Annotated in this window: 8 protein-coding genes; 4 read left to right on the forward strand and 4 right to left on the reverse strand. The window is 61.8% G+C overall.

Annotated features, from left to right (window positions below; all coding sequences use genetic code 11):
- Positions 1–231: 231 nt before the first annotated feature.
- The 3 genes from VZ068_RS16090 to VZ068_RS16100 all read left to right on the forward strand — a co-directional run bounded on the left by VZ068_RS16090 (position 232) and on the right by VZ068_RS16100 (position 5,852).
- Positions 232–4,695, forward strand: coding sequence for an RHS repeat-associated core domain-containing protein (locus VZ068_RS16090; protein WP_349655861.1), 4,464 nt, complete (start codon positions 232–234; stop codon positions 4,693–4,695).
- Positions 4,696–4,705: 10 nt separating this feature from the next.
- Complete coding sequence (locus VZ068_RS16095) at positions 4,706–5,014, forward strand: hypothetical protein (protein ID WP_259162381.1); 309 nt, start codon at positions 4,706–4,708, stop codon at positions 5,012–5,014.
- Between the two features lie 442 nt (positions 5,015–5,456).
- The gene (locus tag VZ068_RS16100) at positions 5,457–5,852 is read left to right on the forward strand and encodes a SymE family type I addiction module toxin (RefSeq protein ID WP_349655862.1); all 396 of its coding nucleotides are present in this window, start codon (positions 5,457–5,459) and stop codon (positions 5,850–5,852) included.
- Positions 5,853–5,957: 105 nt separating this feature from the next.
- Here VZ068_RS16100 and VZ068_RS16105 read toward each other — a convergent pair whose 3' ends face one another.
- From VZ068_RS16105 to rimK, 4 genes are all read right to left on the reverse strand, one after another.
- Positions 5,958–7,292 carry a HAMP domain-containing sensor histidine kinase gene (locus tag VZ068_RS16105; RefSeq protein ID WP_259152370.1) on the reverse strand — a complete coding sequence of 445 codons (1,335 nt, stop codon included), beginning with the start codon at positions 7,290–7,292 and terminating at the stop codon, positions 5,958–5,960.
- The gene (locus VZ068_RS16110) at positions 7,285–7,962 is read right to left on the reverse strand and encodes a response regulator transcription factor (RefSeq protein WP_003490678.1); all 678 of its coding nucleotides are present in this window, start codon (positions 7,960–7,962) and stop codon (positions 7,285–7,287) included. The genes VZ068_RS16105 and VZ068_RS16110 overlap by 8 nt, the downstream gene beginning before the upstream one ends.
- A gap of 18 nt (positions 7,963–7,980) precedes the next feature.
- Positions 7,981–8,565: a hypothetical protein gene (locus VZ068_RS16115; RefSeq protein WP_349655863.1), complete on the reverse strand. Its 585-nt coding sequence runs from the start codon at positions 8,563–8,565 to the stop codon at positions 7,981–7,983.
- Between the two features lie 103 nt (positions 8,566–8,668).
- Positions 8,669–9,574, reverse strand: coding sequence for a 30S ribosomal protein S6--L-glutamate ligase (gene rimK, locus VZ068_RS16120; RefSeq protein WP_259162393.1), 906 nt, complete (start codon positions 9,572–9,574; stop codon positions 8,669–8,671).
- A gap of 489 nt (positions 9,575–10,063) precedes the next feature.
- On the opposite strand from rimK, the gene glgX reads away from it, so the two are divergent.
- Positions 10,064–12,196: a glycogen debranching protein GlgX gene (glgX, locus tag VZ068_RS16125; protein ID WP_349655864.1), complete on the forward strand. Its 2,133-nt coding sequence runs from the start codon at positions 10,064–10,066 to the stop codon at positions 12,194–12,196.
- The last annotated feature ends 50 nt before the right edge of the window (positions 12,197–12,246 follow it).

Here is a 12,246-nt window from a genome sequence, read left to right on the forward strand (position 1 = left end):
TTCTAAAAAACTATAACCCACTTGCAATACCAGCGAACGGAGTCAGATTCCGGCTGCCAGACAAAGAGGCTGCCAGACAAAGAGCAAGAACGGCTTGCAGCACTTCCGACCAACGGCTGGATTAAGAGTCTGCCTACTCGATTGAGAGCATTTCTTTTTCGGTATGCTTTGCCCACACATGCACCGCTACCGCGGCTTGCCAAAGAACACACGACACGGAGAGTTGAGGCGATGAAGGATCTTGAGCGTTGGATGCACGAAAAAAGTCCTCGCGGCACTTTGTTTGGACTTCTGCTTGCACTCGTTGCAGCGCTTTCTTATTTGGTCCCAATGCAAAAGGCTTACGCTGGAGACTCAGCTCTTTGCAATGCGGGCACTAGCCTATGTGACCAAGGGCAGGCATATCTCAATGCTTTGAGGGAAGGCAACGAAGCGATTTGCATCTCTGGAGGCGTAAATATTCACAGTGGAAAAGTGAACGATCGAACATACACCCAGCGTTACGAAGCAGTCGTCGAATGCTATCGCGCATTTGATAACTTCACTTGGGTTTCCTATTTAGACAGTAGCTTTTACGCCTCCACCTGCACCGCTCGCCCATCCATTGCACCTGCAGCCGGCAGCACCGGCAAAGTCTGCCAACAAGGCTGCGAGTACACCGTCGGCACCAACGGCAGCCAGCCAGTCGCCACGCCCAACGGCGCAGTCTGCGCATCTCCTCCACCAATCGATCCCGGCAAGAACAACGGCTGTTGCGACGCCACCACCGGGCCGACCACGGCTGGCAACCCCGCTAACGTGTTCACCGGGGCCAAACTCGAAACCGCAGTCGATTACCGCGCCCCGGTTGGACATCTGGAGTTCGTACGCTATTACAGCAGCGCAGCTGGCTTGCAACCCGTTACCGCACTCGGTTCCACATGGCGGCATAGCTACGCACGTGCATTGACGGTGGCCGATGCAGCAACCGTGGTCCTGACCCGTCCCAGCGGCAATTTCTACACCTTCAAGAAGTCTGCCAACGGGACCTGGACGCCCGACTGGGACGTGCGCGAAGTGCTGACCGAACTCCTCGACAACGGCGTGCGGACCGGCTGGCAAGTCACCACTGCAGACGATATGCAGGAAACCTTCGGCCCCGACGGCAAACTGACCGGCATGGCCTATCCGGATGGCGAGCGACTGACGTTGACCTATGCCGGCGCGCAATTGCAGTCGGTGCGGGACCTACGCGGCCGGCAGATCGTATTTACCTACCAAGCCGGCAGGATCGTCCAGGCCACGCTCCCCGATGGCTCAATCCTCGGTTATGGCTATGACACCCAAGGACGCTTGAGCTCGGTGGCCTTGCAGGCGGCAGGGGCATCGGCCTCCTCAATGGTGGCCAGCTATGGATATGGCGATTCACGTTTTCCGGATGCGCTGACGACACATCGCGATGCACAAGGCCAGGTCTATGCGTCATGGAGCTACGATGCGCAAAAACGCGTGACCCGCAGCGTGCATGGCAATCCAGCAGGCGCGATCGACCAATTCACGATTGCCTATGCAGGTACCGCCTCTACCGTCACAACGCCATCAGAAAACACCATCACGCGCACTGGCCTTTCCAAGCTCGGCCAGGCCAAGGTGGCAGCTGTCAAAGGGCTGTGCCCGGAATGCACAGGTGCGTCGTTCCAGTCCCGCAGCTATGACGGCAATGGCTATCCCGATCTGGAGGTCGATTTTGCCGGCGTCTCCACTGACTGGAACTACAACCATCGCGGCCTCCTGACCAGCAGGATCGATGCCGCCAACGATACGGCCGGCCGCAAGCGCACGATGCAAACCGACTGGCACGCCAGCTTGCGTCAACCTGTAGACCGCCGCAGCTATGACGCCGCCAATGCGCTGGTGGCCAGGACAACCTGGACCTACAACGCCAGAGGCCAGGCACTGACCGTCTCGCAACTCGACCCCGCCGGCGCTGCAGCGCGTGTCGCCACGCGGCGCTATTGCGAAGATGCCGATGTCGCTGCAGGCAGCTGTCCGCTAGCAGGTGCGCTGCTGTCCAGCGATGGCCCGCGCACCGATATCGCCGACAGCACGAGCTACAGCTACTACCTCAGCGATGATGCGAGCTGCGCCGCAACACCTACGACCTGTGCGCATCGCAAAGGCGACTTGTGGAAAGTCACAAGCGCCCTAGGCCGCGTCACCGAATACCTGGCCTACGACGGCGCCGGCCGCCCGCTGTCCATCAAGGACGCCAACGGCATCGTCACCGACTACAGCTACCACCCGCGCGGTTGGCTGACCGCCACCAAGGTGCGCGGGGCCGATGCGTCCAGCGAGGCCGATGACCGCATCACCCGCATCGACTACTGGCCCACCGGCCTGGTCAAGCAGGTCACCCAGCCCGATGGCGCGTTCACCGCCTTCACCTACGATGCCGCGCATCGGCTGACCGATATCACCGATAACGTGGGCAACACCATCCACTACACCCTGGACAATGCCGGCAATCGCGTCAAGGAAGACACCAAGGACGCGGCCGGCACGTTGAAGCGCACGCTTTCGCGCGTCTACAACGAGCTCGGCCAACTCAAGACGCAGGCCACCGCCGTGGGCGATCCCACCGACTTCGGCTACGACGCCAACGGCAACCCCACCACCGTGACCGATGCGCTGGCAACCGCAACCCAGAGCGAATACGACCCGCTCAACCGGCTCTCGCGCACGCTGCAGGATGTGGCCGGCATCAAGGCGGGCACCACCTTCGACTACGACGCGCTGGACAACCTCACAAAGGTCACCGACCCCAAGGGCCTGGATACCAAATACGAGTACAACGGCTTTGGCGATCTGGTGAAGCTCACCAGCCCGGACACCGGCGTCACCAGCTACACCTACGACAGCGCCGGCAACCGCGCCACCCAGACCGACGCGCGCGGCAATACCACCGCCTACGGCTACGACGCGCTCAATCGCCTGACCAAGGTCACCTACCCCACCAGCGGCCTCAACGTCAGCTACACCCACGACGTGACGCAGACGGCCTGCGCGAACGGGGAGACCTTCTCCATCGGCCGCCTGACCAGGATGCAGGACGGCGGCGCCATCACCCAGTACTGCTACAACCGCTTCGGCGATCTGGTGCGCAAGGTGCAGACCAGCAACGGCAAGGCGCTGGTACTGCGCTACGACTACACCGTCGGCGGCCAGTTGCGCCGCATGACCTATCCCGACGGTGCAGTGGTCGATTATGTGCGCAACTCGCAAGGCCAGACCACCGAGGTCGGCGTGACCCCGGCCGGCGGCAGCCGCCAGGTGCTGCTGGGCAACGCCAGCTACTACCCGTTCGGTCCGGCTGCCGGCTGGACCTATGGCAATGGCCGAATCCTCGCCCGCCAGTACGATCTGGACTACCGCCCGCAGGCGATTCAGGACACCCGCCCGGGTGGGCTGGACGTGGGCTTCGGCTTCGACCCGGCCGGCAACCTCACCGCACTGACCCCAGCCGGCAATCCCACGCCCGAAATCGGCCTGGGCTACGATGCCCTGGGCCGCCTGACCGGCCTCAAGGACGGCCGCACCGGTACCCTGATCGACGGCTACAGCTACGACGCCACCGGCAACCGCCTCAGCGCCAAGGTCGGCACTGCCACGCAGGCCTACACCTACCCGGCCGACAGCCACCGCCTCAGTGCGGTGGCCGGCGTGGCCCGCAGTTACGACGCTACCGGCAACACCACCGCCATCGGCGGCACCGCGCGCCAATACACCTACGACACCACCGGCCGCATGACCCAGGCCCGCCGCGCCGGCGCGGTGACCATGAACTACCGCTACAACGGCCGTGGCGAGCAGGTGCGCCGCTTCTTAGGCACCACCAACACCTACACGCTCTATGACGAAGCAGGCCATTGGCTAGGCGACTACGACAGCAACGGCGCGCCCAAGCAGCAGGCGATCTGGCTGGACGACCTACCGGTCGGCCTGCTAGCCAATGCCAACACGCTGTACTACATCGAACCCGACCACCTGGGCAGCCCACGCGTGGTGATCGACCCCACCCGCGATGTGGCGGTGTGGACGTGGAGCTTGAAGGGCGAAGCCTTCGGCAACACCGCGCCAAATCAGGATCCTGATGGGGATGGTGCGGCGGTGATATTGGATATGCGGTTTCCGGGGCAGCGGTACGACGCTGCGAGTGGATTCAATCAAAACTTCTTCAGAGATTACGAATCTTATACTGGCCGCTATGTCGAATCAGACCCTACTGGCCTTATTGGCGGCATTAGTACGTATTCCTATGTAAGCTCTGATCCCTACAATTTCGTCGACATATACGGACTTGAAATTGTTTTACCGTGGCTGGCACCCACCCTAGCAAGACCAGCGGTGCTACCACGCCCTATCGCTACGCCGCTCGATTCCGCAGCCCCAATTCCCTGGAGTGGACAAGAAGATCCGAATGGCGAGTATTGCCGAAGCCTTGCGAGGAAAATTGAGAATACTAGCCAAGAAATTTATGGAAAGAGGTACCCTGATCTACTTTCAAATCCCGCCGGCCTCCCCTGGCGGATCGGGCCCGGCGAAGCACTAAAAGACACGGTTAGGGGTCATGAAAAACTACTAAATAGAAGGCTTGGCGAACTTCGAAAGTTGGAAAATGAATATTCTCGCAAATGCCAAAGATGGGCATGCCTGTGATCAATAAAAAATGAAGAAAAATAGAAGTGAGGCTGCCCGCGCCATTGGAAAACTAATATCCTCCATTCAAAAAGAATGGGGGGATGAGCTCGGCTGCGGCAATGCCGAGATTACAGAGAATGTAATGGGAGCGGCACACAAACTCTTACAAGCAGAGACATCAGGTAAATTGCTTGAGGAGTTGGCACAATTGAACGTGCGTCAATATCTCGGGGATTTATGGGTTCAATCTCACCCTAGCGTCAAGCCAGCAATCACCGCAATAGAAAATGCCATAAATAAAATCAACTCGTCGCAGAACACCAGAGGTCAAGGTTAATTAGCGATTCTGACTAAAACATTCCTCGCAAAGAAACCGAATCACTCTTAATTCCGGAGTTACGCGTAAATTTCTAGCGATGGCACTCACACTACTGAAATCTTTATTCGGGGGCAGTTGACATCCCAATCGACCAGTAGCAACCTCTGCCTCAAGGAGCGTAGAAACTCCTCTCATAGCGGTACCCACCTCCGTCAAACTGGTGGGTTTTTTGTGCCTGTTCGAAGGCGCAAGCCGACGCGATGCCTGCGTCGGGAGGGCGGCTAATACAACACTCCTTCTGGAGGAATACGCCCGCCGGCTATGAGCGGTTTCTAACCTCCCGACATCCCGTCGCCGGCCGGCGACGGTGCCTATTTTTCGAAGGAGGCGTTGTCATGACAGATGCATCGATATTGGCTGGTGGGCGTCGTCGCTCGGTGGTGCTGGCGGAGGTGAGGCGATGAGCCGGGCGCAGTCTCCAACCGCCAAGCGGTCCAAATCAAATGCCAAGCGCGCCGCTACCGCAAAGCGGTCGACCACGCCGGCAAAGGACACGCAGCCCATGCGGCTGGTGCCCTCGCCCACGTTCGATGTGGACAACCTGGACGTCGACCGTCGCCACAGGCCTCGCGTGGACGATCTGCCGCCGCGTCCACCGCGCAAGGCGCGCACGCCAACGCGCTGCACGGTAGGTTATGCGTTCTACGATGCAGAACCCGGCCGGCCGCATAGCCAGCGGATTCCCAGCGTGTGCTTGCGCGGGCTGTGGCTGGAGCAGTTGGGGTTTGCGGTTGGGTGCAAGCTGCAGATCACTGCGCGCGAGGGCGAGTTGGTGGTGACGGTGGTGGAGCGCTGAGCTGGGTTTTGGGTGCGGTTGTTGTTTGGAGGCCCTCAGTGGGGAGGACGATATGTGTAACGCCCTCGCGCACGAGTGCGCTCCTACAGAAACGAGCGTAGTTGGTTAGCGGTGGAATGCCAGTGTTGCTATGACGCCGCGTTGCTGGCCCGGGCGTACGCTGACGCGCCAGCCGTATAGGTCGCAGAGGCGGCTGACGATCGACAGGCCGATGCCGCCGCCCTGCGAGTGGCCGGCGTGGGTGCCGCGGTAGCCGCGCTGGAACAGTTTGGCGGCATCCTCTTCGCTCAGGCCGGGGCCGGAGTCGATCACTTCCACGCAGTCGCCGCGCACGCGCACGCGCACCTGGCCGTCCTGGGTGTACTTGACCGCATTGCCGATCAGGTTGCCCAGCGCCACCGACAAGGCGGATTCGGGCGCATCGATGACCAGGTCGCGCTCGCCTTCCAGCAGCAGCTCCAGCGGTTTGCCGCCGAGCTGGGCGCGGTGCGCGTCGATCAGCTGTTCGGCCACCTTGGCGACATTGCTGCTGCCTTGCCCGCGCTCGTTGCGCGAGAGCAGCAGCAACGAGCCGATCAGGTCACTGCATTGTTGCTCGGCGCGCTGGATACGCTGCAGGCGTTGCAGCATCTTCTCGTCCAGGTTGGGCTTGGTGAGCAGCAGTTCGGTGGCGCCACGGATCACCGCCAGCGGGGTGCGCAATTCGTGGCTGACGTCGGCGTTGAACTCGCGGTCGCGCTGCACCACTTCGGTGAGGCGGGCCGAGTAATCGTCCAGCGCCTCGGCAAGCTGGCCCACTTCGTCATCCGGGAAGTGCGCGGCCAGCGGCTTGGGTTCGCTGGTGCCGCCGCGGTAGGCACGCAGGCGCGCGGCCAGGTCCGACACCGGGCGCATCACCTTGGATGCGGACCACCAGCCGATCAACAACGAGAAGCCGCTGAACACCAGCACCGAGAGCATCAGCGTGCGCTTGAGCTGGATCTCGCCCTTGAGGGTCTGGGTCATGTCGTAGGCGAGGAAGAACCACTCGCTCGGTGTCTTGCGCACCGCCAGTTTGTACGAATACGCGTTGCCGCCGTCGTCCACGCCGGAGATGGTATGGATGCCGTCGGGCAGTTGATACCACTCCGGCTGCTCCAGCCGCAGCGCATCGAACTTGTCGCTTTTGACCACGCGCCCGCGCATCTGCTGCACCGGCAAATCCGGGTTACGCAGCGGGTCGGAATAGAACCGCTGCGCGAAGGCGTCGATATTGCGGTTCATTACGTCTTCGACCAGCTGGTTTTCCACGCGCGCACGCGCCCAGTTGGTGGCGAAGGCGAACAGCGTGGTCAGGCAGAACCCCAACAGCACGAACGACAGAATGATGCGGCTGCGCAGGCGCCGCCGGTAGCGGCCGCGCTTGCGCGCGGGCCGCAGGCCAATGGCACTCTCAGGCATCGGGCGAGGCGATGCGGTAGCCAATGCCGTGACGGGTCTGGATCATCGGCACGTCGAAAGGCTTGTCGACCACCGCGCGCAGACCGTGGATATGCACGCGCAGCGAATCCGAATCGGGCAATTCTTCGCCCCAGACGCGGGTTTCCAGCTCCTGGCGGGTAACCACGGCCGGCGATGCCTCCATCAACGCCTGCAGGATCTTCAGCGCGGTCGGGTTGAGCTGCAGCAGCTTGCCGCGGCGGCGCACCTCCAGCGTATCCAGGTTGTATTCCAGGTCGCCGGTTTCCAGCACGCGGGTGTGCACGCCCTTGCCACGACGCGACAGCGCGTTGAGGCGCACTTCCACTTCCTGCAGCGCGAACGGCTTGATCAGGTAGTCGTCGGCACCGGAGTCGAAACCGGCCAGCTTGTTGTCCAGCGAATCGCGCGCGGTCAGCATCAGCACCGGCGTCTGCTTGCGCGCTTCGTTGCGCAGCTTGCGACAGACCTCGATGCCGTCCATGCCGGGCAGGTTGAGATCGAGCACGATGGCGTCGAACTCGTGCACCACCGCCAGATGCAGGCCAGTGACGCCATCGGCGGCGAAATCCACAGTGTGGCCACGGTCTTCAAGATAGTCGCCCAGATTGGCGGCGATATCGCTGTTGTCTTCAATTACTAGAATTCGCACTGGAACCTCGTTGTTGGGTCACGTACCCGGCTGCCTCTGGACAGTTTGCCGTTGCATCCGCGTCAATTCGTCTTTGTTGCTTTCTCGGAGTCGGCGCCGTTCGGCCGCCGTCATGCATTGCGTCGTGGAAAGATTGGAGCCCACTGCACGCACACGCTGACAGATCATCCGGCTCTCTTCGCCTGCCTTGCTCAACAGTGCGTTGACCATGGCTTGATCATTGAACACCGCCATCTTTGACTCAGGCGTGAGTTCCCCTGGAGCAGGCCGGGACTGAAGTGCCGTTTCTATACGCTGCAGGGCCGACAGCACCCTGCTGCGATCCTCGGTACCGATCTCCGAATACTTATCGCCGCTCCTCAGGTCTACACGCACCTGTTCGGCCTGCTCGGCAAATGGGCGGGAAGCCTCCACATCCACAGCCTTCTTGTCGGCGGCAAAGGCAGGCAGCGCTGCGCACAGCAATATCAGCAGTAGTCCTTTCATGGCTTTACGCGTCGTTCCATCGGTGGTTGGTAGCTGAATGTAGACGTGAACCTCAATACCGGCAAGCCGTCCATAAAAAGGCCCAAGTGCGACACCGCACTTGGGCCAAAAGTTCATCCCGATCACCGTCACTGCCGAGAGCGGAGCTACGGTCGACAGAGGCTAGCGATCAAAGGATTATATTTTCGTTAATTTTCCGCTAAAAACAGTCTGCTACCGATCAACGGGCCGATTGCTCCAGATGCTGAATGATGCTGGCGGCCACATCGACGCCGCAGACGCCTTCCACGCCTTCCAGGCCAGGGGTCGAATTGACCTCCAGTACCAGCGGCCCGCGCTTGGATCGGATGAGGTCGACGCCGGCGACCGCCAGGCCCAGCGCGCGCGCCGATCGCACCGCCACCTGCTGCTCCTGCTCGGTAGCCTGGGCCACCGCAGCGGTGCCGCCAAGATGCAGGTTGGAGCGGAAGTCGCCCTCGGCCGCCTGACGGCGCATCGCTGCGACGACGCGGTCCCCGACCACGAAGCAGCGCAGGTCGGCGCCTTCGGCCTCGCCGATGAACTCCTGCACGATGAAATTGGCATAGAGCCCGCGCAGCGCTTCGACCACCCCACGCGAGGCGCTGGCCTTCTCGGTCAGGATCACCCCGGCGCCCTGGGCACCCTCGTTCAACTTCACCACATGCGGTGGCGGGCCGAGCATGGAGAGCAGGTCCTGGGTGTCGTCCGGGTTGTCGCCGAACACGGTGACCGGCATGTCGATGCCCTGCGCGGCCAGCAGTTGATGCGCACGCAGCTTGTCGCGCGAACGCAGGATGGCATCGGAGGGATTGGGCGTGTAGGTGCCCATGAACTCGAGCTGGCGCAGCACCGCGGTGGCATAGCGGGTCACCGAGGCGCCGATGCGTGGAATCACCGCATCGAAGCCGGTGATCGGCTTGCCCTTGTAGTGCAGGCTGAAGCCGTCGGCGGCGATGCGCATGTAGCAACGCAACGGGTCGAGGATGCGCACGGTATGGCCACGCTTGCGCCCGGCCTCGATGAGCCGCCGGGTCGAATACAGCTTGCTGTTGCGCGAAAGAATGGCGATTTTCATCGCAGCAGGAACACGGCGCGGCCTGGACATGGTCGAAGTCTGATGACGAGGTGACCCAAGTCCGTACGCCTGCCGGCCGACCGCGCGTGCGGGCGCGCTGGACCCTGCTCGCGACGATGGAACTGGTATGCGACGGCCCCGAGGATGGAGAGGCGATGGCGCCCCGGCATGTGTTGCAACGACGCAAGGCTGCGCTGCCCCAACCGGTTCGATGCTAGCAGGGCGTACCCGCGGCCCTCAAGCAATCGGCAGCTGCGTTGCATGCGCCAACACGCGTTGTCATGCAGCCAAGGCTCGGACCGAAGGCAGGTCACCGCAGTAATCAGTCATGAGCGGCGAACGCTGCGGCCGCGACAAGCGAACGCCGCAGTTGTGCCATGTCATCGCAGCTGCCTCGCGCCATGCCTCGACCTTGCGCCCTCACACCGCACCCGTGTTGCCGTGACGCGTCTTGCACAGCGGAAACCGCAATGCTTGAGCCCCCTCAATGCCGGCATGCCGGCGCACCCGAGACTCTCAATGCGACGTCCAGCAAGCGCGGCCTATGCCAATCCCTCCCGCATCCGCCAGGGGCGTCCGTTCCCCCGCGGCGCCGTCTTCGATGGCAAGGGCACAAATTTTGCGCTGTTTTCCGCGCATGCCACCCGTGTGGAACTGTGCCTGTTCGACGAACAGGGCAACGAAACACGCGTGGACCTGCCCGAGTACACCAATGAAATCTGGCATGGCTATCTGCCCGATGCCAAGCCGGGGCAGCGCTATGGTTACCGCGTGCATGGACCGTATGCGCCGACCGAAGGTCACCGCTTCAATCACAACAAGCTGTTGCTGGACCCGTACGCACGCGAGCTCGAAGGCGATCTGATCTGGGCCGACGAGCTCTATGGCTACACCGTCGGCCATCCGGACGGCGACCTGAGCTTCGATGAGCGCGACAGCGCGCCATTCATGCCCAAATGCGTGGTGGTCGAAGACACCTACGATTGGGGCGACGATGCGCGCCTGCTCAAGCCGTGGAACGAAACGGTCATCTACGAAACCCACGTGCGCGGCTACACCATGCGTCATGCGCAGGTGCCTGAGGCCGTGCGCGGCACCTTCGCAGGTCTGGCCCAACCGCAGGTACTGCAATACATCAAGGACCTGGGCATCACTGCCGTCGAGCTCTTGCCGGTACACGCGTATCTGGATGATCAGCATTTGCTGGACAAGGGGCTGCGCAATTACTGGGGCTACAACACCATCGGCTTTTTTGCGCTGAAGTCGCGCTATCTGTCCAGCGGCCACCGCGACGAGTTCCGCGACATGGTCAAGGCCATGCACAAGCAGGGCCTGGAAGTGATCCTGGACGTGGTCTACAACCACACCGCCGAAGGCAGCGAATTGGGGCCAACCCTGTCGTTCAAGGGCATCGACAACGCCAGTTATTACCGGCTTGCCGAAGACAAGCGCTATTACATCAACGACACCGGCACCGGCAACACGCTCAATCTGAGCAATTCGCGGGTGATCCAGTTCGTCAACGATTCGCTGCGCTATTGGGCCGGCGAAATGCACGTGGACGGTTTCCGCTTCGATCTGGCCACCATCCTGGGGCGTGAGCCGAGCGGTTTCGACCAGCGCGGCGGTTTTCTGGACGCCTGCAATCAGGACCCGCTGCTGTCGGAAGTCAAACTCATCGCCGAACCTTGGGATTGCGGCCCGGGCGGCTACCAGGTGGGTCATTTCCCGCCGGGCTGGTCGGAGTGGAACGACAAGTTCCGCGACAATGCGCGCGAGTTCTGGAAGGGCGAGGATGGCAAGCTGGCCGAGTTCGCGACTCGCTTCACCGGCTCGGCCGATCTGTTCGATCGCCGCGGCCGCCGTCCTTGGGCCTCGGTCAACTTCATCACCGCGCATGACGGTTTTACCCTGCGCGATCTGGTGAGCTACAACGAAAAGCACAACAGCGACAACGGCGAAGACAACCGCGACGGATCGTCCAACGACGGCTCCTGCAATTACGGCGAAGAAGGCGAGACCGACAACGCCGACATCCTGCAAATTCGCGAGCGGCAAATGAAGAATCTGCTTGCGACGCTGCTGCTGTCGCAGGGCACGCCGATGATGCTCAGCGGCGATGAGCGCGCACAGTCCCAGGGCGGCAACAACAACACCTATTGCCAGGACAACGAAATCACCTGGCTGGATTGGGAAAACGACCCGACCGATGGCCGGCTCACCCAATTCGTCAAGGCATTGACCGCGCTGCGCAAGCGCTACCCGATTCTGTCGCGTGGCCGCTTCCTCAATGGGCAATACAACGAAGAAGCCGGCCTGCGCGATCTCACCTGGCTCAATCCCGGTGGCACCGAGATGGACGATGCGCATTGGACCGATGCCGGTGCGCGCTCGATTGGCCTGCTGCTCGAAGGCAAGGCGCAAACCTCGGGCGTCAAGGAACTGGCCAACGACGACACCTTGCTGATCGTCATCAACGCCTATCACGAGGGCGTGACCTTCACCCTGCCCGCCACCGATGAGCCGGTGCATTGGAAGCTAGTGCTATCGACTGATGAAGCGCTGGAAGTGGACATGATGCCGGCGGGCGCCAGCGAATTCCTGGCACCGCCACGCAGCGTGTCGGTCTTCGAGTGCAAGAGCGATCAGTAACGCTTGAACGGTCGACAGGCTCGCTGCCACCAGCATGGTGGACAGCGAGC

Source organism: Xanthomonas sp. 10-10 (assembly GCF_040182365.1).
GTDB lineage: Bacteria > Pseudomonadota > Gammaproteobacteria > Xanthomonadales > Xanthomonadaceae > Xanthomonas > Xanthomonas arboricola_F.

Coding starts and splice junctions, on each gene's coding strand:
- VZ068_RS16095 (WP_259162381.1), top strand. CDS start 4,706: ATGAAGAAAAATAGAAGTGAGGCTGCCCGCGCCATTGGAAAACTAATA.
- VZ068_RS16115 (WP_349655863.1), bottom strand. CDS start 8,565: ATGAACTTTTGGCCCAAGTGCGGTGTCGCACTTGGGCCTTTTTATGGA.
- VZ068_RS16100 (WP_349655862.1), top strand. CDS start 5,457: ATGAGCCGGGCGCAGTCTCCAACCGCCAAGCGGTCCAAATCAAATGCC.
- glgX (WP_349655864.1), top strand. CDS start 10,064: ATGCGACGTCCAGCAAGCGCGGCCTATGCCAATCCCTCCCGCATCCGC.
- rimK (WP_259162393.1), bottom strand. CDS start 9,574: ATGTCCAGGCCGCGCCGTGTTCCTGCTGCGATGAAAATCGCCATTCTT.
- VZ068_RS16090 (WP_349655861.1), top strand. CDS start 232: ATGAAGGATCTTGAGCGTTGGATGCACGAAAAAAGTCCTCGCGGCACT.
- VZ068_RS16105 (WP_259152370.1), bottom strand. CDS start 7,292: ATGCCTGAGAGTGCCATTGGCCTGCGGCCCGCGCGCAAGCGCGGCCGC.